We start from the raw sequence: 26,267 nt of genomic DNA on the forward strand, positions 1-26,267 counted from the left end.
CCTTTGTAATCAGGGAGATGGTTGCTTCAAGAATCTCCGCACGAATTTCAGATTTGGCTTCGAATGGTGCCATTGGCACTACACCGACCCATCCAGACACATAGACTTGATGGCGGGCCTTCATTTCCTTCAAATGAGCTACTGTGTGAAATGTCTCTTCGTTGTCGATCAGCTTGGAGCACGAATAGCAAAGCCAGATACCGTTATCGAAATGTCTTCTCTGGGCTTTCGTTTGGCTCGCGTCAAACCGCTTGGCACTCGGCCCACTCGCAGCCGCACAAATGTGTGCAGCGACACCAATGCTATTTTTCCTGTCACCAGCATCTGTGGAGCCAATCGTGAAGACATGGCAACGCGAACAGAGGTTCGCCGCTCTCACAAGCAGCTCAATCTTAGTCACATCAGAAAAGTCGTCGCGGGTGCTTACGCTGATTCCTTCTTCAACAACCTTTGGTGCTCTGTTCTTCCGTGGTGCCATCGTTCATAACTCGCTATCGTATGAGCGGAATCCTGTACAGGCGTTTTAACATCGAACGCTCAAGCACACCAAGTAATGGTGCTGGGATTGCCGCCCGGATACGACCACTACCCTCGACCGATTTGGACTGAGCTGGATTGTGAGGGACAACCTCGGCCACGAAATTTTCCTTTGTATAACCTATATCCGAAGACGTCGGCCCGACCCCACGTTTCCTGGCGCTGTCGCGCAGGTATTTGCATGATCTGGCGAGCGGTGGCGACGAGCCCAAACACTGATCATCGTTCCCGAGAATGCAGGTGATCCCTGTGGAAGCGGGCTTGCTCGCTCCCACATTAGCCCGAGAATACCTCTGCGCCCCCCACAAAGTTCCACCTCCAAAACCATGACCAATTGGTCAGGTATTTTTTCCGGCGATTGGCCATCTCTTCTGAACTTTTGAAAAAGCGCTCGGGTCGTACCCAGTAACCACGCCTGGGACGGCCGTTTCAAAACGCCTCTTAACATCGACGGTACGGCTCCATGCCCAGGATGGATTTTCAAGTTTTTCAGGAGCATTTCCAATGGAGTTGAAGACCATGAAGACCAGCATCGCCAAATCCTCGTCTACTCACCTGCGCGGTCTGAAAATGGCTGCACTGGCAATCGGCACCAGCTTCGTTCTGGCCGGTTGCGCAGGCAATCCGCCGACCGAGCAGTTCGCCGTGACTGAATCGGCCGTCAATAGCGCCGTCAGCGCCGGCGGTACCGAATTCGCAGCCGTGGAAATGAAATCGGCTCAGGACAAACTCAAGCAGGCCGAGCTGGCCATGCATGACAAGAAGTACGCCGAAGCCAAGGTTCTGGCTGAACAAGCCGAGTGGGACGCCCGTGTAGCGGAACGCAAAGCGCAGGCAATGAAGGCCGAACAGGCAGTCAAGGACTCTCAGAAAGGTGTTCAGGAATTGCGTCAGGAAAGCCAGCGCACCGTGCAGTAAGCGCGCATCCAGACCCCAGACCTGAAGCTCTAATCGATAGAAAGGACGACTTATTATGCGTAAACAATTGATGATCCCCGCTCTCCTGGCCGCAAGCGTTGCACTGGCAGCCTGCTCCACTCCGCCTAACGCGAACCTGGAAAACGCCCGCACCAACTACACCGGCCTGCAAACCAACCCGCAGGCCAGTAAAGTAGCGGCGCTGGAAACCAAGGAAGCCAGTGACTACCTGGACAAGGCAGACAAGGCTTACCTGAACAAGGAAGACGAGTCGAAAGTCGATCAGCTGGCTTACCTGACCAACCAGCGCGTCGAAGTGGCGAAGCAGACCATCGCCCTGCGCACCGCCGAAGCCAACTTGAAAAACGCTTCGGCCCAACGTGCCCAGGCTCGTCTGGATGCCCGTGACGCGCAGATCAAGCAGCTGCAGGACAGCCTGAACGCCAAGCAGACCGATCGCGGTACGCTGGTGACCTTCGGTGACGTGCTGTTCGCCACCGACCGTGCCGACCTGAAATCCAGCGGCCTGGTCAACATCAACAAACTGGCTCAGTTCCTCCAGGAAAACCCGGACCGTAAAGTGATCGTCGAAGGCTACACCGACAGCACCGGTACCGCGTCGCATAACCAGTCGCTGTCCGAGCGCCGTGCGGCTTCCGTGCGCACTGCCCTGGTGAAAATGGGCGTTGATCCAGCGCGCATCGTTGCTCAGGGTTATGGCAAGGAATACCCGGTTGCCGAAAACGGCAACGCTTCGGGCCGTGCCATGAACCGTCGTGTTGAAGTGACCATTTCCAATGACAACCAGCCGGTCATGCCGCGCTCGGCCGTCAGCGCTAACTAAGCTTTACGCAGTGACACAAAAGCCCCGCCTGATCTGATCAGGCGGGGCTTTTTGTTGAAGATCAAAAGATCAAAAGATCGCAGCCTGCGGCAGCTCCTACGGGGTTGTTGCAGCTGGCGAGGGCGTCAGGGTTCGAGCTTTTGCGGAGTTTCCCCGCCCACACAACGCACTGCCTTCTTCTTGTTGTCTACCAGCACGCCGGTCAGGCCTTTCTGCTCGGTGTCGAACATGACCAGCACGCCATCGATGCACTGGGCCACTTGCGCGGCCGGCTGCAGGGAAATCTTGTAGTCTTCGCCGGGCACGGTCTTGAGCATGGTGAACTCGCTCAGCAGCAGTGCATCCTCGGGTTTGGCAAAGTGCAGGTAGCCGTACCACCACAGGGCACCCACAGTGCCGAGGATGCTGCAGATACCGGTGATGATCAGCGGGATGGCGTTACGTTCTTCACTCATTACGGACTCTCTGGTGGTTCATCTTCAGAATTCGGGGGCGCCGGGTAATTCGGGATTTCGCCCAAGCGGCGCAGGCCGTCGAAATGTTGCGGATCGTCAAGGTAGCGCAGCATTACCTTGCGCCAGACCGGGTCGGCAAAGGTCTGCACATGCCCACCCCGGGTCAGTTGCAGCACCCGCGGCGGCGGCGCAGCTTGATACAGACGGATGCCGTTGGAAAGAGGCACGATCGGATCGTCGATGCTGTGGTAAATCAATTTGGGCACGCCATCGAGCTGCGCCATGGAGTTGATCGCGCTGTCGCCGTCCGGCACCAGCCAGGACAACGGCACCTGCAAGGGCCAGGTCAGCCAGGAACTGCTCAGGGCAAAACGCCCGACGCTGCGGTAGCTGGCCGGCACACCGTCGAGCACAAACGCCTTGAGCTGCTTCTGGCGCTCCGGATGCTGGACCAGGTAATGCACCGCCATTGAACCACCGAGGCTCTGCCCTAAAAGGATCAACGGCTTACCCTGGACCTCAGGCGCCTGGTCAAGCCATTTGAAGGCGGCGTCGATGTCCTGGTAGATCGCCGGCAGGCTCGGTTCGCCTTCGGAAAGGCCATAGCCGCGATAGTCCAGCAGCAATACCTGGTAACCCTCTTGCGGTAACCACCAGCTGCCTCCGAGGTGCATGGGCAAATTGCCGCCATTGCCGTGCAGATGGAGCACCGTGCCCTTGACCTCGACGCCTTGCTTCGCCGGAAGCCACCAGGCATTCAGCTTGAGGCCATCGGCAGTGACCAGGGTGACTTCACGGTAGTCGAGCTTGGCTTTTGCCGGGGTGAACAGTTGACCGGGCTCAGGGTAGAACAGCAGCGAGCTGCAACCGCCGAGGGTCAGGAGAAGGCAGAGGATGCCGAGGATTCTCATCCGTTGAAGTCCCGCGTAACAAAGAAGTGTGGAATTCATCACCGATCTTGTGGGAGCAAGGCTTGCCCGCGATAGCGTTGTGTCAGTAGACCACAGCGCTGAATGTCAGATGGTCATCGCGGGCAAGCCTTGCTCCCACAGGAGCGGGTGGTGTTCTCAGAGAATGTTGGAATAATCCGCTTCAATCCGGTCCAGGCTCAAGTGATTGAGGAAGTTGGAGAAGCACATCCAGGCAGACAACGCGTTCATGTCACGGAACTGCTCCGGCAGATATTTTGGCGGCACCACCAGCCCTTCATCCACCAGCTGACGCAACGTGCGCATGTCTTCCAGGGTGGTCTTGCCGCAGAACAGCAGCGGCACCTGCTCAAGCTTGCCTTTACGCACGGCCAACTGAATGTAGTTGTAAACCATGATAAAGCCCTTGAGATAGGACAAGTCTTTGGTGAATGGCAGGCCGGTCGGCACCGAGCCGCGGAAGACCCGGCTGGCGTTGCCGTAGCTTTCGGCCATTTCGAAGCCTTGCTCGCGGAAAAACTCGAATACCTGCAGGAAGTCGGCACCCTCCTCCACCATGTGGATGGCACGAGTGCGGTTGGTCAGTTTGCGCAGGCGACTCGGGTAGGAGGCGAAGGTGATGATCTCCATCAGAATCGCCAGGCCTTCCTGGGTCACGGTCGATGACGGCGGGCCCTTGGAGAGGAAGGTGCAGATCGGCTGGTTCAGGCCATTGAGGGTGGTGCCGACATGCACCAGCCCTTCATGGACTTCCAGCGCGCGCACGTCGCGCTCGTTGAACATCGCATCGGTGCGGATCTTAATGTAATCCGCGCCGGCCGCCGCGTCCGCGACAATGCCATCGGACTCGAACACCCTGATGGTTTCCTCGGCCTCGCCGAACACTTTGCTCAGGCGGGTTTGCAGCAGGTTCACAGCGTCCTTGGCGGTTAGGATTTTAGGCTCGTCCTTGAGATCGCCACGACCGTCGATGTTGTTCAGGTAGTCCGACAGCATCAAGCCAAGGTCGGACAAGGTCGGGTCGCCGGCGTGAAACGCATCGGAGGCAGCGCCATAGAGCTCCTGGGAAATTAACCCGAAGTCCTCGGTACCGCGGGCTTCCAGCATGCGCACCACCATGCGGTATTCCTTGCACATGCGCCGCATGATCTGGCCGACCGGGTTGAACTGGCCCAGCTGCCGGGTGATGTCGCGTTCGATGTTCTGGAATTCCAGTTTCACTTTGCTGGAGTCGAAAGACAGCGGCCGATTGAGGTAGTAATCACGGTCTACCGCCGGCATCTCCTTGCCCTTGGCCTTGAGGAAACCCTTGCGGATGCCCTCGTCCCACTTCACCGCGTCGAGGACGCGAATCGGTGTCTGCGCCAGCACAATTCGATCGGACAAAATGCGTATCGTCTGCTGGTAATCGTCCACCCGAAACTCCTGTAGTAAAACCGTTAGTGCTGGGTTTATTTAGCGTTGGCCAAGCGCTGGTAGCGCACGGCTTCGACAAACACGTCGGAGTTGGCCGGGTTGTCGAGGTAGGCAAACACCTCGGGCATGCTGTTGTTGATCAGTACGCCATCACCATCATCCGTCTGGAAGCCCTGGCCGTTGAGGGTTTTCTGCCCCATGGCCTGGCTTATCTGATCCAGGTCGAGGTTGTAGACCACCAGTTCGCGCTCCTCGTTGAGTTCAAAGCCGGCGATGAGGAAGTGGCCGCCAAATTGTGCCGGCACCTTCGCCGACAGGTACCAGCGATCGCCATGGCGGGACACTGTAAACGGATAGGCCTCGCGCGCCTTGGGCCTGGCCTTGAAGTAGCTGACCGCCTGGTAACGATTGTTGCCGATGCGCGTCAGCTCCAGGTTCATGGGTTCGCCCCAGGCATTGGTGCTGGTCCATTTGCCCAACAGCCCCTTGGGCGCGGGATCACTCTGGGGCAAAGGCTCCTTGAAGGACACCAGGCAGCCACTGAGCAACAGAAACGACAAGGCGATCACAACGACACGCCAGGTTTTCATTCAATACTCCCTATGAAATCACACCACCGAGCCCCGGGGGCGCGCTTTACACCGACGCCAACACCAGGTGCATGTAACGGTTGAGGATACCGAGCATTTCAGCCTCTGCGTCAGGCTCGGCAGCGTTCAGCAGGCCCTGATATTCCATCCGTCCGATAATCGCCGTCAACACCTTGGCGTCCTGTTGTGGCTCGCGGGACCCCAATACCTGAAACAGCTGACAGCTGCCCTGCAGCAGAATCTGCTGATGCGAGCGCACCAGTTCCGCCAGCCGCGGGTTCAGCAGTGCCTCTTGGCGGAACGCCTGTTCGGCCATCAGGTGCTCGCGACGATTGACCAGTTGGCGATGCACATAGTCTGCCATCAGGCGCGCAATATCGTCGGCCAGTTGCGAGCGCGACTCCGGGCTGCCGTCGCCACTGACCACCATCTCGCGCAGCAGCCCCTCGTTGTTCACCCACAGTTTGCCCATGAAAGCCGCGCTGCGTTCCACGTACTGGGCGAAGGTATCGGTGAGCAGGTCATCGATGTCCTTGAAATAGTAGGTCGTCGCCGACAATGGCACGGCCGCTTCGGCAGCCACTGCGCGATGACGTACGGCCCGCACTCCATCACGCACCACAATGCGCATCGCTGCATCGAGAATGTCCTGTCGACGCTGTTCGCTGCCCTGTCGGCTGGCCTTGCGACCCTGGTACTGAACGCTTTCAGCAACCGCAGTGGCGATACCCGCTGCACCTTCTTGAGCCATTGCACGATTCACGACAGGTCTTTCCTCTCAGATGAAAGCAATAAATTGATACGTTTGTACCAGACAGGCAATAAAAAGCCGCCCTGGTAGGCGGCTTTTTGATTAAAACACTTACGCTTGCGGCCGCATGTGCGGGAACAGGATCACGTCGCGGATGGACGGGGAGTTGGTCAGCAGCATCACCAGGCGGTCGATGCCGATACCTTCACCCGCCGTTGGCGGCATGCCGTACTCCAGCGCACGAACGAAGTCGGCGTCGTAGTGCATGGCTTCGTCGTCGCCGGCGTCCTTGTCGGCCACCTGCGCCATGAAACGCTCGGCCTGGTCTTCCGCATCGTTCAACTCGGAGTAGGCGTTGGCGATTTCACGGCCACCGATGAACAGCTCAAAACGGTCAGTGACGTTCGGGTTGTCGTCGTTGCGACGGGCCAGCGGCGACACTTCGAACGGGTATTGGGTAATGAAGTGCGGCTGCTCCAGCTTGTGCTCGACCAACTCTTCGAAAATCATCACCTGCAGTTTGCCCAGGCCTTCGAAGCCCAACACCTTGGCGCCGGCTTTCTTGGCGATGGCACGGGCCTTGTCGATGTCGTTCAGGTCGTCTGCAGTCAGCTCAGGGTTGTACTTGAGGATCGAGTCGAACACGGACAGGCGCGCGAACGGCTCGCCGAAGTGGAACACCTTGTCGCCATAAGGCACGTCGGTACTGCCCAGGACCAGCTGTGCCAGTTCGCGGAACAGTTCTTCGGTCAGGTCCATGTTGTCTTCGTAGTCGGCGTACGCCTGGTAGAACTCCAACATGGTGAATTCAGGGTTGTGACGGGTCGAGACGCCTTCGTTACGGAAGTTGCGGTTGATCTCGAAGACCTTCTCGAAACCGCCAACCACCAGACGCTTGAGGTACAGTTCCGGCGCAATGCGCAGGTACATGTCCATGTCGAGGGCGTTGTGGTGGGTTTCGAACGGTTTGGCCGCCGCGCCGCCCGGGATGGTCTGCAGCATCGGCGTTTCGACTTCGAGGAAGTCGCGCTTCATCAGGAAGCTGCGGATGTGGGCGATGACTTGCGAGCGAATGCGGAACGTCTGGCGCACGTCTTCGTTGACGATCAGGTCAACGTAGCGCTGACGGTAGCGCGACTCGGTGTCGGTCAGGCCGTGGTGCTTGTCCGGCAGCGGGCGCAGGGACTTGGTCAGCAGGCGCACGTTGGTCATTTCGACGTACAGGTCGCCCTTGCCGGAACGCGCCAGGGTGCCTTCGGCGGCAATGATGTCGCCCAGATCCCAGGTCTTGACCGCGGCCAGGGTGTCTTCAGACAAGGTTTTGCGGTTGACGTAGACCTGGATGCGCCCGGACATGTCCTGGATCACCATGAACGAGCCACGGTTGAGCATGATGCGACCGGCAACCTTGACCGGAATTGCAGCCTCTGCGAGCTCTTCCTTGGTCTTGTCCGCGTACTGTTTCTGCAAGTCTTCGCAGTAGTTGTCGCGGCGGAAGTCATTCGGGAAGGCATTGCCCTTGGCGCGCTCGGCAGCCAGCTTTTCCTTGCGCAGGGCGATCAGGGAGTTTTCTTCCTGTTGCAGGGCTTGCGGGTCGAGTTCTAGGTCGCTCATGTCTTTAAGTATTCCATCAGGTTCATTGTCCACAGCCTGCGGCTTGGGATCGCGGGCAAGTCGGATCGCCGCACCGCCGCTCCCGGAGGAGCCGCGTTTTTTCAGGCGATCCCGTATTGCACGTGTTACAGGCCTTGTTTCAGGCTCGCTACCAGGTATTCGTCGATGTCGCCGTCGAGCACCTTGTCGCAGTCGCTGCGCTCGATGTTAGTGCGCAAATCCTTGATTCGCGACGCATCCAGAACGTAGGAGCGAATCTGGTGACCCCAGCCGATGTCCGACTTGGTGTCTTCCAGGGCTTGCGAGGCAGCGTTGCGTTTCTGCACTTCCTGCTCGTACAAGCGCGCCCGCAGCATTTTCATCGCGGTGTCTTTGTTCGCGTGCTGGGAACGTTCGTTCTGGCAGCTGACCACGGTGTTGGACGGTACGTGGGTAATACGTACGGCCGAGTCGGTGGTGTTTACGTGCTGACCACCGGCACCGGAGGAGCGGTAGGTATCGATGCGCAGGTCCGACGGGTTGATGTCGATTTCGATGTTGTCATCGATTTCCGGCGAAACGAAAACGGCCGAGAACGAGGTGTGGCGACGGTTGCCGGAGTCGAAAGGACTCTTGCGCACCAGGCGATGCACGCCGATTTCGGTACGCAGCCAGCCAAAGGCGTATTCGCCCTTGATATGCACGGTTGCGCCCTTGATCCCGGCGACTTCACCGGCGGACAGCTCCATGATGGTCGCGTCGAAACCGCGTTTGTCAGCCCAACGCAGGTACATGCGCAGCAGGATGTTGGCCCAGTCCTGGGCCTCGGTACCACCCGAGCCGGCCTGGATGTCCAGGTAGGCGTTGTTGGCATCCATCTCACCGCTGAACATGCGGCGGAATTCGAGTTTTTCCAGGGACTCGCGCAGGCGCTCGACTTCGGCGGCAACGTCATCGACGGCGGCCTGGTCTTCTTCCTCGGCGGACATCAGCAGCAGGTCCTTGGCATCAGCCAGGCCCGAGTGCATCTCGTCGAGGGTTTCTACGATCTGCGCCAGCAGGGAGCGCTCGCGCCCCAGTTCCTGGGCGTAGGCAGGGTTGTTCCAGACACTCGGATCTTCAAGCTCGCGATTGACTTCGGTCAGACGCTCATGCTTTTGATCGTAGTCAAAGATACCCCCGAATAGTTTCGGAGCGCTCGGACAGGTCCTTGATGCTGTTAAGGATCGGGTTGATTTCCATGGCGGGCGGCACTCGTTGGCGAACTTTTGAAAGCCGGCGAGTATACCGTAATCAGGCTGTCACGGCAGCCCGCCTGGCGGCTTTAAGGGTGAATGATTTGCCCTGCTTGTCCCAGTGGGAGCGGGCTTGGTCCCACATTACGAGATACCCACCTGATTGCGCCCATTGTGCTTGGCCTGGTACAGCCCCTTGTCCGCCGCCAGGATCAGTTGCCGGCAGTCGCTGCCGTGCTCCGGCGTGATGGTCGACAAGCCGATGCTGATGGTCAGGCTGGAGCCTTCGGCCGGTGCGATGTGCGGGATTTTCAGGGCCGCAACGGTCTGGCGCAGTTTTTCCGCGACCAACCGGGCACCGCCAGGGGAGGTGTTGGGCAGCACCAGGGCAAACTCCTCGCCACCGTAGCGGGCCGGCAGGTCGGACGGCCGGGAGCTTGCATCGCGGATCGCCAGGGCGACCTTGCACAGGGCCTCGTCGCCTTCGAGGTGGCCGAAGTTGTCGTTGTAGGACTTGAAGTAGTCGACGTCGATCATCAGCAACGACAACTGGGTCTGGTCACGCACCGACCTTCTCCATTCCAGCTCCAGGTACTCATCGAAATGCCGGCGGTTGGAAAGCCCCGTCAGGCCATCGGAGTTCATCAGGCGTTGCAGCACCAGATTGGTGTCGAGCAACTGCTGCTGGCTCACGCGCAATGCCCGATAAGCCGCGTCCCGCTGCAGCAGGGTCATGTAGGACCGCGAGTGGTAACGAATGCGCGCCACCAGCTCGATATTGTCCGGCAGCTTGACCAGATAATCATTGGCGCCGGCGGCAAACGCCGCGCTCTTGATCAACGGGTCTTCCTTGGTCGACAGGACGATGATCGGAATGTCCTTGGTCGCCGGGTGATTGCGGTACTCACGCACCAGGCTCAGGCCATCGAGGCCGGGCATCACCAGGTCCTGCAGGATGACGGTCGGTTTGATGCGCATCGCCTGGGCAATGGCCTGGTGCGGGTCGGCACAAAAGTGGAAGTCGATGTTTTCTTCGTGCGACAAGCCGCGTCGCACTGCCTCGCCGATCATCGCCTGATCATCCACCAGCAACACCATGGCGGCGTTTTCATCGGTCTTGAAGTCGTCGAGCTGTAAATCATTCATGTGCGATCACCTGAGTACTGCCTGGGCCCGGAATGCGGATGAAGGTCTTCATTTGGTGAAAATCTCCAGCAATCGGGGCGCTATCTTTTCCAGCGAACGAATTTCTACCGCCGCGTCGATGGCTGCAGCCGCCTTGGGCATGCCGTACACCGCACTGCTTTGCTGGTCCTGCGCGATCGTCAGGTAGCCCTGCTGACGCATGAGTTTAAGCCCCAGTGCGCCATCGCGCCCCATGCCTGTAAGCAAAACCCCGACCGCATCGCCATTCCAGTGACTGGCCACGCTTTCGAAAAACACATCGATCGAGGGCCGATAGATCTCGTTGACCGGTTCGGCGGTATACGCCAGGGTGCCGTTCTTCAACAAGCGAATATGATGGTTGGTGCCGGCCAACAGCACCGTGCCGCTTTGCGGTGGCTCGCCCTCCTGGGCCAGGCGCACATTGAGGCCGCTGGCACTGCTGAGCCACTCGGCCATGCCGGCGGCGAACACCTGGTCGACATGCTGGACCAGCACGATGGCCGCCGAAAAATCCCGCGGCAGGCCCTTGAGCAGCACTTCCAGCGCCGCGGGCCCGCCAGCGGAAGAACCTATGGCGATCAGCCGCTGGCGCGACCCGGAGGTGCGCAACGTGTTGGGGGCCGGGCGCTCGCGGTTGCCCTTGTCGCCAATCAGCCAGCCGATGTTGATGATCTTGCGCAGCAAAGGCGCAGCGGCCTCCTGGGCGTTTCCGGCCCCGAGCGCCGGGGTGTCGACGACGTCAAGCGCGCCGTGTCCCATGGCCTCGAACACCCGATGCACATTCTGCTGGCGGTCGACGGTGACGATCACGATGGCGCAGGGAGTCTCGGCCATGATCCGGCGAGTGGCCTCGACGCCATCCATGACCGGCATGATCAGGTCCATCAGGATCAGGTCCGGCGTCTGCTCGGCACAGCGCTGCACTGCCTCGGCGCCATTGCTGGCGACCCAGATCACCTGGTGCGTCGGATCGAAGGCCACGGCGCGGCGCAGGGCCTCTACCGCCATGGGCATGTCGTTGACGATTGCGATTTTCATGCCCGTGCTCCTCCGATGAGCTCAACCACTGCATCAAGCAGGGCATCGTCATGAAAACTGGCTTTGGCTAGATAATAGTCGGCGCCAGCGTCCAGTCCACGACGGCGATCCTCTTCGCGATCCTTGTAGGAAACCACCATCACCGGCAGCGATTGCAGGCGGTTGTCGCGCCGCAACAAAGACACCAGCTCGATGCCGTCCATGCGCGGCATGTCAATGTCAGTAATCAGCAGATCGAAATCCTCCGAGCGCAGGGCATTCCAGCCATCCATGCCATCGACCGCGACGGCGACATCGTAACCACGATTGAGCAACAACTTGCGCTGCAATTCGCGCACGGTCAGGGAGTCGTCGACCACCAGGATACGCTTGCGAGCGGCCTCCACGACCTGATTACCCTGGCGCGCGATCCGCTCCAGGCGCCCGGTATTGAGCAGTTTGTCCACGGATCGCAGCATGTCTTCGACGTCGACGATCAGTACTACCGAACCGTCATCGAGCAGGGCTCCGGCGGAAATATCCTGCACTTTTCCCAGGCGTTCATCCAGCGGCAAGACTACCAGCGTCCGCTCGCCGATGAACCGCTCCACGGCCACCCCATAAATGGCCTCGCGCTCACGGATCACCACGACCTTTAGCGTCTCCTGGCCGCCCTGGCTGGCAGGGCGCTGCAACAGTTGGCTGGCCGCCACCAGGCCGACGTGCCGGCCTTCGTACCAGAAGTGCTGGCGACCCTCGACCTGTACGATGTCCGCGGGCTCGAGGTCGCACATGCGCTCGATGTGCGCCAGCGGAAAGGCATACGCCTCGTCACCGACTTCCACCACCAGGCTACGCACCACGGACAACGTCAGCGGCACTTCAAGATGGAAATGACTGCCCTCGCCCGCCGTCTGCTCCAGCACCACCGCGCCGTGTAACTGGCGGACCATGTGCTGCACCGCGTCCAGGCCGACACCACGACCGGAGACTTCGGTAACCTTGTCGCGCAGGCTGAAGCCCGGCAGGAACAGGAACGTCAGCAGCTCCTCTTCGCTCAACTGCGCGGCGGTCTCGGCCGGGGACAGATGGCGCTCGATGATGCTGCGCCGGACTTTCTCCAGATCCACGCCGCTACCGTCATCGCCGAGCTCCAGCACCAGCAGGCCGGCCTGGTGCGAGGCGCGCAGGCGGATCAAACCTTCAGCGGGCTTACCCGCCAGCACGCGCTGCTCGGGGGTTTCGATGCCATGGTCGACAGCGTTGCGCAACAGGTGCGTCAGCGGCGCTTCGAGCTTTTCCAGCACATCACGGTCGACCTGGGTCTTCTCCCCTTCGATCTCCAGACGCACCTGTTTGCCCAGGCTGCGACCAAGGTCGCGGACCATCCGCGCCTGTCCGGCAAGTACATCGGCGAACGGGCGCATGCGACAGGCCAGCGCGGTGTCGTACAACACCTGGGCGCGCTGGCTGGCCTGCCAGGCAAACTCGTCCAGTTCGGCGTTTTTCTCCACCAGCAGTTGCTGGGATTCGGCCAGGAGCCGACGAGCATCGTCGAGGGCTTCCTGGGCTTCCAGGCTCAAGCCCTGATCCTTGAGAATCGCATTGAGGTTTTCCAGGGCGCGCAAGCCGTTGCCCTGCACGCGCTTGAGGCGCTGCATGGTGGCCAGGTGCGGCTTCAGGCGCAGGGTTTCCACCAGGGACTTGCTCGACAGGTCGAGCAGGCTGTTCAAGCGTTCCGCCGTGACCCGCAGGACCCGCTCGCCGGTATCGGTGGTGCGGCGGTTTTTCACCGGGGGTTCGGCGGGAGCAACAGGCAGTGGCTCGATCACCGGAACCGGGACCTCGATCACCGGCGCCAGCGCTTCGGGTTCCGGCTCGGCCATGAACGGCGCAATGGGCGTGCTGATCGGGGACGCGAGCGCCATGGGATCGAGCAACAGCCCCATCAGCGCGACGTAAGCTTGGATGTCCGCAATGCCCGGTGCGTTATCGGGCGTGGCGATGCGCATCAACAGGTCAGTGCCTTGCAGCAAGGCGTCGATGTGCTCGGGGCGCAAGTACAGGCGGCCTTCCTGGGCGCTGACCAGGCAGTCTTCCATCACGTGCGCCACGCTGACCCCGGCATCGACGCCGACGATCCGCGCCGCGCCCTTGAGCGAGTGGGCGGCGCGCATGCACGACTCCAGGTGATCAGCCTGGGTCGGGTCGCGTTCAAGTGCCAGCAAGCCGGTGCTCAGTACCTGGGTCTGGGCTTCGGCCTCCAGGCTGAACAGTTCCAGCAGCGAGGCATCGCGCATCTGTTCGGGGGTCATGTCAGGCTCCGGGTCACCGCAGACAGCAATTGTTCTTCATCCAGCCAACGCAGGCTGCGACCCTTGAACTGCAAGACACCATGGGTGTATTTGCTGCTGGCCTGGGTGCCGGAACGGGACGCCGCTTCCAGGACCCGTTCGTCGATGGCATGGATGCCGTCCACTTCGTCCACCGGCACCACCACCGGCCCACCGTGCGCGGCGATGATCAACATGCGCGGCATGGTGCGCGCGCCGGGGACCGCAACAGCGGCAGTGTCGAGCCCGAGCAACTCCACCAGCGACAGGCACGCCACCAGCGCGCCGCGTACATTCGCCACGCCCAGCAAAGCCCGGGAACGCTGATGCGGCAATGAGTGAATCGCCTGCATCGGAGCCACCTCCACCAGCGTGCGAGTGGCCAGCCCCAGCCATTCTTCGCCGAGGCGAAACATCAGCAGCGAACGTGTTTTGACGTCGCTCTCGACGCTACTGGAAACCTGTCCGCGATCTTCCTGCTGCAGCGCGTAGCGGTCGAGCAAGCGCGTAGCGGCAGCGGAATACACCGCACAATTGCGGCAATGTATATGCTCGCTCAGCAGCGGGCAGGACCTGTCACCGTGGACCCCGATGCGGTTCCAGCAGTCGTCGATGGCCTGGGCATCTGCATGAGTGAAGCTCAAGGTGTCGGAGGCGTTCATCGTTTACGCTCACTGTCAGCGGCGCGCTCGCTGCGCGCGGCGCGGTCCTGCAATCGTCTGGCCCCCGCCGTATCGCCCTGGGATTGCAGCAAGGCCGCCAGGTGCATCAACGCGTCGGGATGTTGCGGTTCAAGGTACAACGCCTTGCGATAGAAACCCTGGGCTTCGAGGGCGCTGCCGGCAATGTCACTGAGCAAACCCAGCCAGTAGAACACCTGCGCCACCGGTTCGTGGCTGCGCAGGTAGCTCTCGCATGCAGCGCGGGCCTCGGCGCTCTTGCCCTCGTTGGCCAGCTCGGCGATGTTCACCAACAAAGCGGCGGCGTCCGACGGCGGTGTTTTTACCGCCCGCGGCGCGGGAGCCACGGTTGCAAAGGGTCGGGGACGCGCTGGCGCCACGTAGTTCACCGGCTGGCGCTGGGCCTGCGGGGTTGGCAGGACGGTTGGCAGGAAAGCCGCAACCGGCTCGGGCGCCGCCTGGCGACTGAACGCAAAGGACTGCGGGATGCCGATCGAGCGCATGCCAAAACGTCCCAGCAGACTGCCTTCGGCGGGGCCAATGAACAGCACGCCGTCGACGTGGGTCAGGCGCTTGAGCACTTCAAAGACCTGTTGCTGGGTCGGCAGGTCGAAATAGATCAGCAGGTTGCGGCAGAACACGAAATCGTAGGCGGGCTCGTTGGCCAGCAGGGCCGGATCGAGCAGATTGCCGACCTGCAGCCGCACCTGGTCCAGGACTCGCTCGTCGAGGCGATAGCCCTCGTCTTCAGCGGTGAAATAGCGCTCGCGAAATTCGATGTCCTGGCCGCGAAACGAATTGTTGCCATACACCGCGCGCCGGGCTTTTTCCACCGACAGTGGGCTGACATCCATGCCCTCGACCTTGAACTGATGCGGCTTGAGGCCGGCGTCGAGCAGCGCCATGGCAATCGAGTACGGCTCCTCGCCCGTTGAGCAAGGCAGGCTGAGAATCCGCAGGGCGCGCAGGTTGTTGATTTGCGCCAGGCGCGTGGCCGCCAGCTTCGCCAGGGTGGCGAAGGATTCCGGGTAACGGAAGAACCAGGTCTCGGGCACGATCACGGCTTCGATCAGCGCCTGCTGCTCGTCCCGCGAGCCCTGCAGGCGGTGCCAGTAGTCGTCGGCGGTCAGCGCATGATTGGCGGTGCTGCGTTGGCGCACGGCGCGCTCGATGATGGCTGGCCCCACCGATGTCACGTCGAGGCCGATGCGTTCCTTGAGGAAGTCGAAAAACCGCTGATCGCTGCTCATGACCGCTCCTCATGCAGCGCCGGGTCCAGAGGCTGGGCCGGAAACAGCAGCGCGCGCACCGAGTCGTCCAGCAGGTCGGCGATCCGTACCCATTGCAGCAAACCCTGGGCATCTTCGCGCACCGGCCCGAGGTACGGCGCCTGGCGATTGTCCAGGCCATATGGCTGGAACTGCGAAGGATGGCAGCGCAGGGTGTCGGTGGCCTGCTCGAGGATCAGCCCGAGCAGTTGCGCCGGCGCGGTCTCATCAGCACGGTAGTGCACCAGCACCAGCCGCGTGCTGGTACGTGCCTGTGCCGGTCGACCGAAGGTCAGCGCGCTGAGATCGATCACCGGCACGACCGCGCCACGATAGGCAAACACTCCGGCCACCCAGGCCGGCGCCTTGGCAATTGGCTTTAGCGGCACGCGCGGCAGTACTTCCGCCACGTCGATCGCTTGTAAGGCATAGCGCTCGTCGCCGATGCGAAACACCAGAAACAAGGACTGCTTTGCCGGCGCCACGGCGGCGCGTCTACTTGCGAGTTCGCTCATCAGACTTTGAATCGCGACACGCCGCCACGCAAGCCCACAGCCACCTGGCTAAGTTCGTCAATGGCGAAACTGGCCTGGCGCAGAGACTCGACTGTCTGGCTGCTGGCATCACCCAGCTGTACCAGCGCATGGTTGATCTGTTCCGCGCCGGTGGCCTGAGCCTGCATGCCTTCGTTGACCATCAGCACCCGCGGCGCCAGCGCCTGGACCTGATGGATGATCTGCGACAGCTGTTCGCCGACCTGCTGGACCTCGGACATGCCGCGGCGCACTTCCTCGGAGAATTTGTCCATGCCCATGACACCCGCCGACACCGCCGACTGGATCTCGCGCACCATTTGCTCGATGTCGTAAGTGGCCACGGCAGTCTGGTCCGCCAGGCGCCGGACTTCGGTGGCGACCACGGCGAACCCGCGGCCGTATTCCCCGGCTTTTTCCGCTTCGATGGCGGCGTTGAGCGACAGCAGGTTGGTCTGGTCGGCCACCTTGACGATGGTCACCACCACCTGATTGATGTTGCCGGCTTTCTCATTGAGGATCGCCAGCTTGGCGTTGACCAGGTCGGCAGCCCCCATCACCGAATGCATGGTGTCTTCCATGCGCGCCAGGCCTTGCTGGCCAGAACCCGCCGCCACCGAGGCCTGGTCGGCGGCGGAGGAGACTTCAGTCATGGTGCGCACCAGGTCCCGCGACGTCGCGGCGATTTCCCGGGAAGTCGCGCCGATCTCGGTGGTGGTGGCCGCCGTTTCGGTGGCCGTGGCCTGCTGCTGCCTGGACGTGGCGGCGATCTCGGTCACCGAAGTCGTCACCTGTACCGACGAGCGCTGGGCTTGCGACACCAGCGCAGTGAGTTCAGTCATCATGTCGTTGAAGCCGGTTTCGACGGCGCCAAACTCATCCTTGCGATCCAGGTTGAGACGGCCGCTGAGGTCACCGGTACGCATGATTTCGAGGATGTTCACAATGCGGTTCATCGGCGCCATGATGGCGCGCATCAACAGCAGGCCGCACAGGCCGGCGGCCAGTACTGCGATCAGCAGCGAGATGCCCATGATGATCTTGGCCGTGAGTACCGCGTTATCGATGGCGATGATGTCCTGGTCGGCCACTGCCTTGTTCTGGCGAATGATGTCATTGAGCTTGACCCGCCCGGCTTTCCAGGCCGGGGTCAATTGCTCGTCGAACAGACGGATCGCCTCGACCTCCTGATTGCGCTTGTGCAAGTCGAGCACTGCGGCAAGGGTTTTCTTGTAGTCCTGGTGCAGTTTTTCGAAGGTGGCGTACTCGATCTTGTCCTCATCCGTGGTGAAAGTGCCCTGGTAGTTGCTCATCTGCTCCAGCAAACGGGCCTCGAAGGCATTGAACTCGGCCTCGTCCGCAGCACTGACACCCTGCCCCTCCTTGAGTCCGAGCATGTGCTGGATATGCAGGTAACTGTCGGACCAGGCGCCGCGAATCATCGAGCTGTAATACACCCCCGGCAACGCATCTTCACGGACGCTGGCCTCACTTTCCTCGATCTTGAGTAGACGGGAATAGGAGACAATGACCATCAGCAGCATGATGGCGATGATTACCGCAAAGCTCGCCAAAATGCGTTGGCGCAACGTCCAGTTCTTCACAGTCAGTCCTCGGAGCCATATCAAATGCTGCCGAGTATAGCTGAGGGCGCTGTTTCATTTATAAGACAGATGCAGACCAATTCTCATCCCGATGAATGAGGAAGGCGGCGTGACTGCAAATGACCACGCCAGCGAGCCAGACCCTACACGACAGCCTGGCGCACCTGCTTTTCCAGTTCAACCTTCAAACCCGGTTCGAGTTTGAGCTGGCGAGCCAGTTCTTCCAGGTAGGATTTCTCCATATAGCTTTCCTCATCCACGAGCATCACGCTGGCGATGTACATCTCGGCCGCCATCTCCGGGGTTCTGGCGGCGCGGGCAACGTCTGCAGGGTCCAGCGGCTTGTTGAGCTCGGCGTGCAACCAGTGCTGCAATTCCTGATCGTTGTCGAGCTTGGTGAATTCGCCTTCGATCAGCTCACGTTCGCGCTCATCGACATGACCATCCGCCTTGGCCGCCGCCACCAGCGCCTTGAGGATCGCCTGGCTGTGTTCCTCAACCTGGGCGGGCGGCACCCGGTCCACGGTTTGCGGTTCCTGCTTCGGTGCCGTGCCCTGCTGGGCCTGCCAGTTGCCATAAGCCTTGTAGGCAATAACACCGAGCGCCGCGAGGCCGCCATAGATGGCGACCTTGCCGCCAACCTTGCGCACCTTCTTGTTACCCATCAACAGACCCATGGCGCCCGCTGCCAGAGCGCCACCACCGGCGCCGGACAGCAGCCCGCCGAGGCCGGACGACTTGCCGGAACCACCGAGCAAACCGCCCAGCCCGCCGCTGGATGACTTGTTGTGGGAACCTCCGGCCTTGTTTTGCAGCAGGTCCTGCCCGGACTTGAGCAATTGATCGAGTAAGCCACGGGTAATCATGTGTGCCTCCAAACATTCGGTCTATGGACAAATAAGGCCATCAGCCTAGAGCGAAAGTGCCCGAAGACCGCCAGAGAGAGTGCTTCGGAATGTTGCGTGCTTACACAGACCGTCCTGCTGACCATCAGAAAAAAAGATATACACTCCAGCTCATCTAAAAATAACGCCCACCGGGTAATTCTTCATGATGACCTTGCGTCAGATCCGTCATTTCATTGCAGTGGCCGAAACCGGCTCGATCTCGGCCGCCGCGCAAACCGCGTTCATTTCCCAGTCAACGCTGACCCTGGCCATCCAGCAATTGGAGCAGGAGATTGGCGTCGGCCTATTCAACCGCCATGCCAAGGGCATGACGCTGACCCATCAGGGGCACCAGTTCCTGCGCCAGGCGCACCTGATCCTGGCAACCGTGGACAACGCCAAGCGCAGCCTGCAACAGAGCACCGACCAGGTCGCCGGGCAGTTGATCATTGGCGTGACCAGCCTCGTCGCCGGCTACTACCTGGCTGATTTGCTCACTCGCTTCCAGCGCGCCTACCCCAACGTGGAACTGCGCGTGATGGAAGACGAACGGCCCTATATCGAGCATCTGCTGGTCAGCGGCGAGATTGATGTCGGCGTTTTGATTCTCTCCAACCTGGAGGATCGCCACGCCTTGCAGACCGAGGTCCTGACCCATTCGCCCCACCGCCTTTGGTTACCGGCCCAGCATCCACTGCTGGAACACGACAGCATCAACCTGGCCGACGTCGCACGCGAGCCGCTGATCCAGCTCAACGTTGACGAAATGGACCGTAACGCCCAGCGCCTGTGGTGCAGCGCCGGCCTGCAACCGCGGATCACCCTGAAAACCGCCTCGACCGAGGCGGTGCGTAGCCTGGTCGCCGCCGGATTGGGGGTTTCGATCCAGCCGGACATGACTTATCGCCCATGGTCGCTGGAGGGCGACATCATTGAAGCCCGCCCCATCGCCGATCTCAGCCAGACCCTGGACGTCGGCCTGGCCTGGCGGCGCGGTACGGCCCGCCCTCCATTGGTCGACCCGTTTCTGACCGTCGCCCGCGAACAACCCCACGGCGGGCGCAAGCCATCTATTTAATCGAACGCCACCTTCAGTATTTAGTATTTGTCGACCTCGGGGCCTCAGACTAGTCTTGTTACATCTATATAAGACGGCCGGGCCCCAGTCGCTGGGAGCACCATGGCCACACAAGAAAAGAGAACCCGAAAAATGGCTGGCGCGCAGACTCCGATCTTCACCGCGTTATTGATCGACGGCGAACTGGTCGCGGGCGAAGGCTTTGTCGAGCCGATTCTCAACCCGGCTACCGGCGAAGTGCTGACCCACATTGCCGAAGCCAGCACCGAGCAGGTCGAAGCCGCCATCCTTGCGGCCCATCGCGCCTTTGGCACCTGGTCGCGTACCACCCCGCAACAGCGCTCGGTGCTGCTCCTTGATATCGCCAACGCCATCGAAAAAAACGCCGACCTGCTGGCCCGCCTGGAATCGCTGAACTGCGGCAAGCCACTGCACCTGGCCCGCCAGGATGACCTCAGCGCGACGGTTGATGTGTTCCGCTTCTTCGCTGGCGCCGTGCGTTGCCAGACCGGCCAACTCAGCGGCGAATACCTGCCGGGCTACACCAGCATGGTGCGACGCGATCCGATCGGCGTCGTGGCGTCGATTGCGCCCTGGAACTACCCGATCATGATGGCCGCGTGGAAAATCGCCCCTGCCCTAGCCGCCGGCAACACCCTGGTATTCAAGCCTTCCGAACACACGCCGCTGTCGATCCTGGCCCTGGCCCCTGCCCTGGCCGAGATCCTGCCGCGCGGCGTGATCAACATCGTATGCGGTGGGGGCGAAGGCGTTGGCAGTCACCTGGTCAGCCACCCCAAAGTGCGCATGGTGTCGCTGACCGGCGATATTGTCACCGGGCAGAAAATACTCCAGGCCGCTTCGAAAACCCTGAAACGCACACACCTGGAACTCGGCGGCAAGGCACCGGTGATCGTCTGCAACGACGCCGATATCCAGGCCGTGGTCGAAGGTGTGCGCACCTATGGCTACTACAACGCCGGGCAGGATTGCACCGCAGCTTGCCGCCTCTATGCACAGGCCGGGATTCACGACCGCCTGGTGGCCGAACTCGGCGCCGCCGTCAGCAGCCTGCGCTTCGCCGGCAAGCGCGATGCCGATAACGAGATTGGGCCGCTGATCAGCACCCGCCAGCGTGATCGCGTGGCCAGTTTTGTCGAACGAGCCCTCGGCCAACCGCATATCGAACGCGTCACCGGCGCGGCCGTGCATTCCGGTGCCGGCTTCTATTACCAGCCAACCCTGCTGGCCGGCTGCAAACAGAGCGATGAAATCGTCCAGCGCGAGGTATTCGGCCCGGTCGTGACCGTGACCCGCTTCGAGGAGCTGGAACAAGCGGTGGATTGGGCCAACGACTCGGAATACGGCCTCGCCTCTTCGGTGTGGACGCAAAATCTCGACAAGGCCATGCAGGTCGCCGCACGCCTGCAATACGGCTGCACCTGGATCAACAGTCATTTCATGCTGGTCAGCGAAATGCCCCATGGCGGCCTGAAGCGTTCGGGCTACGGCAAGGACCTGTCCAGCGATTCGCTTCAGGACTACAGCGTGGTACGGCACATCATGGCTCGCCACGGACAGCATTTATAAAAGCGCACTACGCTAACAATTAGCCGTAAAGGCATTGGCTTGACCCCGTTAAAACTGCCCCGACCATAATTAAAGAAGAGGGAAACCCCATGTTCGTGCACAAGACCGCACTGCTCAGTGCAATCACCACCGCGTTGCTGGCCAGTGCCTCCATCCAGGCCGCCGAACCGCTGAAAGCCGTGGGTGCCGGCGAAGGCCAGCTGGATATCGTGGCCTGGCCCGGCTACATCGAACGGGGCGAAAGCGACAAGGCTTATGACTGGGTGACCGGTTTCGAGAAGGAAACCGGCTGCAAGGTCAACGTGAAAACCGCCGCAACCTCCGATGAAATGGTCAGCCTGATGGCCAAGGGCGGTTACGACCTGGTGACGGCGTCGGGTGATGCGTCGCTGCGCCTGATCGTGGGCAAGCGCGTGCAGCCAATCAACACCGACCTGATCCCGAACTGGAAAAGCCTCGACCCGCGCCTCAAGGATGCGCCGTGGTACGTGGTCAACAAGCAGACCTACGGCACCCCGTATCAGTGGGGCCCGAACGTATTGATGTACAACACCAACGTATTCAAGACCGCGCCTACCAGCTGGAACGTGGTGTTCGACGCGCAAAACCTGCCGGACGGCAAGCCCAACAAGGGTCGCGTGCAGGCCTATGACGGTCCGATCTACATCGCCGATGCGGCGCTGTACCTGAAAACCGCCAAGCCGGAACTCGGCATCCAGAGCCCCTACGAACTCACCGAAACCCAGTACAAGGCAGTGCTCGATCTGCTCCGCGCCCAGCAGCCATTGATCCACCGCTACTGGCACGACACCACCGTGCAGATGAGTGACTTCAAGAACGAAGGCGTGGTCGCGTCCAGCGCCTGGCCCTATCAGGTCAACGGCTTGATGAACGAAAAACAGCCTATCGCCTCCACCATCCCGCAAGAAGGCGCCACGGGCTGGGCCGACACCACCATGTTGCACGCCGAAGCCAAGCACCCCAACTGCGCCTACAAATGGATGGACTGGTCGCTGCAACCGAAGGTCCAGGGCGATGTAGCCGCCTGGTTCGGTTCGTTGCCAGCCGTACCTGCCGCTTGCCAGGGCAGCGAGCTGCTGGGCGCCGAAGGTTGCAAGACCAACGGTTTCGACCAGTTCGAGAAGATCGCTTTCTGGAAAACCCCGCAGGCTGAAGGCGGCAAGTTCGTGCCGTACAGCCGCTGGACCCAGGATTACATCGCGATAATGGGCGGCAGATAACACTCTCTCACGATCAATAGATCGTCCGAACGCGGCCCGAGCCTGCGGCAGCTCCCACGCCGACCGCAGGCACTACAAATATGGCGTCTTCTGCAAGTCCCGTAGGAGCTGCCGCAGGCGCGAGCCGCGTTCGGACGGTTTTTTCGATAACACCACCGATTCAATTTTTATAGAAAGCGCGCCTTTTCGGAGCACCGCACCATGACGCTTGCAGTCCAGTTCACCAACGTTTCCCGTCTATTCGGCGAAGTGAAAGCCGTAGACCGGGTTTCCATCGACATCCAGGACGGCGAGTTCTTCTCCATGCTGGGCCCTTCCGGCTCGGGCAAAACCACCTGTCTGCGCCTGATCGCCGGTTTCGAACAACCGAGCGCAGGCTCCATTCGTATTCATGGCGAAGAAGCCGCCGGGCTGCCGCCGTATCAACGTGACGTCAACACCGTATTTCAGGACTACGCGCTGTTCCCCCACATGAATGTGCGAGACAACGTCGCCTACGGCCTCAAGGTCAAGGGCGTGGGCAAGGCCGAGCGCCTCAAACGTGCTGAAGAAGCCCTCGACATGGTCGCCCTCGGCGGCTATGGCGAACGCAAGCCGGTGCAACTGTCTGGCGGCCAGCGCCAGCGCGTGGCCCTGGCGCGCGCCTTGGTCAATCGACCTCGAGTGTTGCTGCTCGACGAACCCCTGGGTGCCCTCGATCTGAAGTTACGCGAGCAAATGCAAAGCGAGCTGAAGAAGCTGCAACGCCAACTCGGCATTACGTTCATCTTCGTCACCCATGACCAGACCGAAGCCCTGTCGATGTCCGACCGTGTTGCGGTGTTCAATAAAGGACGCATCGAACAGGTCGACACCCCGCGCAACCTGTACATGAAGCCGGCGACCACTTTCGTTGCCGAGTTTGTCGGCACCTCGAACGTGATTCGCGGCGATCTGGCGCAACAGTTGAGCGGCCATCCACAACCATTTTCCATTCGCCCGGAACACGTGCGTTTCGCCGAAGGGCCGCTGGCCAGCCACGAAATCGAAGTCAGTGGCCTGCTCCACGACATTCAATATCAGGGCAGCGCCACGCGTTACGAACTGAAGCTGGAAAACGGCCAGACCCTGAATATCAGCCAGGCCAACAACCAATGGCTGGACACCAGCGCCCAACACCAGACCGGCCAGCGAATCATCGCGCGCTGGGCCAGGGAAGCAATGATCCCGCTGCAAGACCATGCAGTCGGCGGGGTGTGAGATGAACACCTTGGCTATCTCCCAAACCCCGTCGGGTGGCTCGCCGTTGCGCAAGTTTGCCAACCTGCTGTACCGCCGACCCAACCTGTATCTGTCGATGTTGCTGGTGCCGCCGCTGATCTGGTTCGGCGCGATTTACCTCGGCTCGTTGCTGACACTGCTGTGGCAAGGCTTCTACACCTTCGACGACTTCACCATGGCGGTCACCCCCGATCTGACCCTGGCGAACTTCGCTGCGCTGTTCCAGCCGTCGAACTTCGACATCATCATGCGCACCCTGGGCATGGCCATCGTGGTGTCGATTGCCAGCGCCGTCGTGGCCTTCCCGATCGCCTACTACATGGCGCGCTACACCACGGGCAAGACCAAGGCGTTTTTCTACATCGCGGTGATGATGCCGATGTGGGCCAGCTACATCGTCAAGGCCTACGCCTGGACGCTGTTGCTAGCCAAGGGCGGGGTGGCGCAATGGTTCGTCCAGCACCTGGGACTGGAGCCGGTGCTGCAGTTCGTGCTGGGTATTCCCGGCGTCGGCGGCAGCACCTTGTCGACCTCGCACCTGGGCCGCTTCATGGTGTTCGTCTACATCTGGCTGCCGTTCATGATCCTGCCGATCCAGGCGTCCCTGGAAAGGCTGCCGCCTTCGCTGCTGCAAGCCTCCGCCGACCTCGGGGCCAAGCCGCGCCAGACGTTCATGCAGGTGATTCTGCCGTTGTCGATCCCGGGCATTGCCGCCGGTTCAATCTTCACCTTCTCCCTGACCCTGGGCGACTTCATCGTGCCGCAGCTGGTGGGGCCGCCTGGTTACTTCGTCGGCAGCATGGTGTACGCCCAGCAAGGGGCGATCGGCAACATGCCGATGGCCGCCGCCTTCACCCTGGTACCGATCGTGCTGATCGCGATTTACCTGTCTATCGTCAAACGCCTGGGGGCCTTCGATGCACTCTAATTCAGACAAGCAGGGGGAGAAAGCTTCATTAGGCTTAAGAATCGCAGCCTGGGGCGGGTTGGTTTTCCTGCACTTCCCGATCCTGATCATCTTCCTCTACGCCTTCAACACCGAAGAAGCAGCGTTCAGTTTTCCGCCCAAGGGCTTCACCCTGAGGTGGATCGGCGTGGCGTTCTCGCGCCCTGACGTGCTGGAAGCGATCAAGCTGTCACTGCAGATTGCCTCCATTGCGACGCTGATTGCGATGGTGCTCGGCACCCTGGCATCCGCAGCGCTGTACCGGCGGGATTTCTTCGGCAAGCAAGGCATCTCGCTGATGCTGATCCTGCCGATCGCATTGCCGGGAATCATCACCGGGATTGCCTTGCTGGCGACGTTCAAGACGCTGGGGATCGAGCCGGGGATGTTCACCATCATCGTCGGCCACGCGACCTTCTGCGTGGTGATCGTCTACAACAACGTCATCGCCCGCTTGCGCCGTACCTCCCACAGCCTGATCGAAGCCTCAATGGACCTCGGCGCCGATGGCTGGCAAACCTTCCGCTACATCGTCCTGCCGAACCTGGGCTCGGCATTGCTGGCTGGCGGCATGCTCGCGTTTGCCCTGTCGTTCGACGAAATCATCGTGACCACCTTTACCGCCGGCCACGAACGCACCTTGCCGCTGTGGCTGCTCAACCAGCTCAGCCGCCCACGGGACGTGCCGGTGACCAACGTCGTCGCAATGCTGGTGATGATGGTGACCATGCTGCCGATCCTCGGCGCGTATTACCTGACTCGTGGCGGCGAAAGCGTGGCGGGCAGTGGCGGGAAATAATCCCAGGACTGACACAACAATCCCTTGTAGGAGCGAGCTTGCTCGCGATGAACCTGAGGGCGCCGCGTGCATTCAGGCAGCCCTCGTCACGTTGACGTCCATCGCGAGCAAGCTCGCTACTACAAAGGTCCGGTTTGAAAACAAGAATTGCTTCAGAGAGGACAATGCCATGCAAACCAAACTCCTGATCAACGGCCAGTTGATCACTGGCGAAGGCCCCGCCCAAGCCGTGTTCAACCCGTCACTGGGCCGTGTCCTGGTGGAGATCAACGAAGCCAGCGAAGCCCAGGTCGATGCTGCCGTACGGGCCGCCGATGCGGCGTTCGATGGTTGGTCACAGACCCCGCCGAAGGATCGTGCCCTGCTGCTGCTGAAGCTCGCCGACGTCATCGAGGCCCACGGCGAAGAGCTGGCCAAGCTGGAATCGGACAACTGCGGCAAGCCTTACAGCGCCGCTCTGAATGACGAAATCCCGGCGATTGCCGACGTGTTCCGTTTCTTCGCCGGCGCCAGCCGCTGCATGAGCGGTTCGGCTGGCGGTGAATACCTGCCCGGCCACACCTCGATGATCCGCCGCGATCCGGTGGGCGTGATCG

At 61.0% G+C, this 26,267-nt stretch carries 25 protein-coding genes and 2 pseudogenes; 10 read left to right on the forward strand and 17 right to left on the reverse strand.

The genetic code is table 11. From position 1 onward, the window contains the following. Window positions 1-478 (reverse strand): annotated as a pseudogene (locus tag UB23_RS18555) (hypothetical protein); the annotation flags it as partial. A 179-nt stretch (window positions 479-657) separates the two neighbouring features. Between UB23_RS18555 and UB23_RS28710 the strand changes: the two are divergent. Next, window positions 658-756 (forward strand): annotated as a pseudogene (locus UB23_RS28710) (pilin assembly protein); the annotation flags it as partial. Between the two features lie 119 nt (window positions 757-875). On the opposite strand, the gene UB23_RS29955 reads toward UB23_RS28710, so the two are convergent. Further along, entirely contained in the window at window positions 876-1,070 is a 195-nt protein-coding gene (locus tag UB23_RS29955) for a hypothetical protein (RefSeq protein ID WP_177328574.1), read from the reverse strand. Here UB23_RS29955 and UB23_RS18560 point away from each other — a divergent pair. Continuing rightward, window positions 1,042-1,455, forward strand: a complete 414-nt coding sequence (locus UB23_RS18560) for a DUF4398 domain-containing protein (protein ID WP_045060761.1) — start codon at window positions 1,042-1,044, stop codon at window positions 1,453-1,455. The genes UB23_RS29955 and UB23_RS18560 overlap by 29 nt on opposite strands. 55 nt (window positions 1,456-1,510) lie before the next feature. Further along, window positions 1,511-2,299: an OmpA family protein gene (locus tag UB23_RS18565; RefSeq protein ID WP_045060762.1), complete on the forward strand. Its 789-nt coding sequence runs from the start codon at window positions 1,511-1,513 to the stop codon at window positions 2,297-2,299. 125 nt (window positions 2,300-2,424) lie between these two features. On the opposite strand, the gene UB23_RS18570 is transcribed toward UB23_RS18565, so the two are convergent. The 15 genes from UB23_RS18570 to UB23_RS18640 all read right to left on the reverse strand — a co-directional run bounded on the left by UB23_RS18570 (window position 2,425) and on the right by UB23_RS18640 (window position 18,736). Further along, window positions 2,425-2,754 carry a hypothetical protein gene (locus UB23_RS18570; RefSeq protein WP_045060763.1) on the reverse strand — a complete coding sequence of 110 codons (330 nt, stop codon included), beginning with the start codon at window positions 2,752-2,754 and terminating at the stop codon, window positions 2,425-2,427. Then, window positions 2,754-3,665, reverse strand: a complete 912-nt coding sequence (locus UB23_RS18575; RefSeq protein ID WP_045060764.1) for an alpha/beta hydrolase — start codon at window positions 3,663-3,665, stop codon at window positions 2,754-2,756. Before UB23_RS18575 ends, UB23_RS18570 begins: the two co-directional genes overlap by 1 nt. 156 nt (window positions 3,666-3,821) lie before the next feature. Continuing rightward, on the reverse strand, window positions 3,822-5,099 hold the full coding sequence (locus UB23_RS18580; RefSeq protein ID WP_045060765.1) for a flavohemoglobin expression-modulating QEGLA motif protein: 1,278 nt from the start codon (window positions 5,097-5,099) through the stop codon (window positions 3,822-3,824). 35 nt (window positions 5,100-5,134) lie between these two features. After that, window positions 5,135-5,689 carry a hypothetical protein gene (locus tag UB23_RS18585; RefSeq protein ID WP_045060766.1) on the reverse strand — a complete coding sequence of 185 codons (555 nt, stop codon included), beginning with the start codon at window positions 5,687-5,689 and terminating at the stop codon, window positions 5,135-5,137. 46 nt (window positions 5,690-5,735) lie between these two features. Continuing rightward, the gene (locus UB23_RS18590) at window positions 5,736-6,452 is read right to left on the reverse strand and encodes a TetR/AcrR family transcriptional regulator (RefSeq protein WP_045060767.1); all 717 of its coding nucleotides are present in this window, start codon (window positions 6,450-6,452) and stop codon (window positions 5,736-5,738) included. Between the two features lie 99 nt (window positions 6,453-6,551). Next, the gene (gene lysS, locus UB23_RS18595) at window positions 6,552-8,054 is read right to left on the reverse strand and encodes a lysine--tRNA ligase (protein ID WP_045060768.1); all 1,503 of its coding nucleotides are present in this window, start codon (window positions 8,052-8,054) and stop codon (window positions 6,552-6,554) included. Window positions 8,055-8,179: 125 nt separating this feature from the next. Continuing rightward, window positions 8,180-9,275, reverse strand: a protein-coding gene (gene prfB, locus UB23_RS18600) for a peptide chain release factor 2 (RefSeq protein WP_122837662.1) whose coding sequence is annotated in 2 segments (ribosomal slippage) — window positions 8,180-9,202 and window positions 9,204-9,275 — 1,095 coding nt in all. Because the reading frame shifts where the segments join, the coding sequence is not laid out codon by codon here. Between the two features lie 137 nt (window positions 9,276-9,412). Beyond that, a complete protein-coding gene (locus UB23_RS18605; protein ID WP_045060769.1) occupies window positions 9,413-10,414 on the reverse strand; it encodes a response regulator in 1,002 nt (333 codons plus the stop codon). A gap of 48 nt (window positions 10,415-10,462) precedes the next feature. After that, window positions 10,463-11,473: a chemotaxis response regulator protein-glutamate methylesterase gene (locus UB23_RS18610; protein WP_045060770.1), complete on the reverse strand. Its 1,011-nt coding sequence runs from the start codon at window positions 11,471-11,473 to the stop codon at window positions 10,463-10,465. After that, the gene (locus UB23_RS18615) at window positions 11,470-13,767 is read right to left on the reverse strand and encodes a hybrid sensor histidine kinase/response regulator (RefSeq protein ID WP_045060771.1); all 2,298 of its coding nucleotides are present in this window, start codon (window positions 13,765-13,767) and stop codon (window positions 11,470-11,472) included. Before UB23_RS18615 ends, UB23_RS18610 begins: the two co-directional genes overlap by 4 nt. Continuing rightward, complete coding sequence (locus UB23_RS18620) at window positions 13,764-14,447, reverse strand: chemotaxis protein CheW (protein ID WP_045060772.1); 684 nt, start codon at window positions 14,445-14,447, stop codon at window positions 13,764-13,766. Before UB23_RS18620 ends, UB23_RS18615 begins: the two co-directional genes overlap by 4 nt. Next, entirely contained in the window at window positions 14,444-15,715 is a 1,272-nt protein-coding gene (locus tag UB23_RS18625) for a CheR family methyltransferase (protein ID WP_045060773.1), read from the reverse strand. The genes UB23_RS18620 and UB23_RS18625 overlap by 4 nt, the downstream gene beginning before the upstream one ends. Beyond that, a complete protein-coding gene (locus UB23_RS18630; RefSeq protein WP_045060774.1) occupies window positions 15,712-16,248 on the reverse strand; it encodes a chemotaxis protein CheW in 537 nt (178 codons plus the stop codon). The genes UB23_RS18625 and UB23_RS18630 overlap by 4 nt, the downstream gene beginning before the upstream one ends. Next, window positions 16,248-17,870, reverse strand: coding sequence for a methyl-accepting chemotaxis protein (locus UB23_RS18635; RefSeq protein WP_045060775.1), 1,623 nt, complete (start codon window positions 17,868-17,870; stop codon window positions 16,248-16,250). The genes UB23_RS18630 and UB23_RS18635 overlap by 1 nt, the downstream gene beginning before the upstream one ends. Window positions 17,871-18,013: 143 nt before the next feature. Continuing rightward, a complete protein-coding gene (locus tag UB23_RS18640; protein ID WP_045060776.1) occupies window positions 18,014-18,736 on the reverse strand; it encodes a tellurite resistance TerB family protein in 723 nt (240 codons plus the stop codon). Between the two features lie 184 nt (window positions 18,737-18,920). On the opposite strand from UB23_RS18640, the gene UB23_RS18645 reads away from it, so the two are divergent. The 7 genes from UB23_RS18645 to UB23_RS18675 form a co-directional block, all read left to right on the forward strand. Further along, window positions 18,921-19,835 (forward strand): LysR family transcriptional regulator, encoded by a 915-nt coding sequence (locus UB23_RS18645; protein ID WP_045060777.1) that lies wholly within the window; start codon window positions 18,921-18,923, stop codon window positions 19,833-19,835. A gap of 132 nt (window positions 19,836-19,967) precedes the next feature. Beyond that, window positions 19,968-21,425: a gamma-aminobutyraldehyde dehydrogenase gene (locus tag UB23_RS18650; RefSeq protein WP_045060778.1), complete on the forward strand. Its 1,458-nt coding sequence runs from the start codon at window positions 19,968-19,970 to the stop codon at window positions 21,423-21,425. A gap of 89 nt (window positions 21,426-21,514) precedes the next feature. Continuing rightward, a complete protein-coding gene (ydcS, locus tag UB23_RS18655; protein ID WP_045060779.1) occupies window positions 21,515-22,666 on the forward strand; it encodes a putative ABC transporter substrate-binding protein YdcS in 1,152 nt (383 codons plus the stop codon). A 201-nt stretch (window positions 22,667-22,867) separates the two neighbouring features. After that, a complete protein-coding gene (locus UB23_RS18660) occupies window positions 22,868-23,905 on the forward strand; it encodes an ABC transporter ATP-binding protein (protein WP_045060780.1) in 1,038 nt (345 codons plus the stop codon). 1 nt (window position 23,906) lies between these two features. Further along, window positions 23,907-24,854, forward strand: coding sequence for an ABC transporter permease (locus UB23_RS18665; RefSeq protein WP_045060781.1), 948 nt, complete (start codon window positions 23,907-23,909; stop codon window positions 24,852-24,854). After that, complete coding sequence (locus UB23_RS18670) at window positions 24,844-25,671, forward strand: ABC transporter permease (RefSeq protein WP_045060782.1); 828 nt, start codon at window positions 24,844-24,846, stop codon at window positions 25,669-25,671. The genes UB23_RS18665 and UB23_RS18670 overlap by 11 nt, the downstream gene beginning before the upstream one ends. Window positions 25,672-25,840: 169 nt before the next feature. Continuing rightward, on the forward strand, window positions 25,841-26,267 hold a 427-nt coding region (locus tag UB23_RS18675), incomplete at its 3' end, for an aldehyde dehydrogenase family protein (RefSeq protein WP_045057627.1).

Source organism: Pseudomonas sp. ES3-33 (assembly GCF_000952175.1).
Taxonomy (GTDB): Bacteria; Pseudomonadota; Gammaproteobacteria; order Pseudomonadales; family Pseudomonadaceae; genus Aquipseudomonas; species Aquipseudomonas gregormendelii.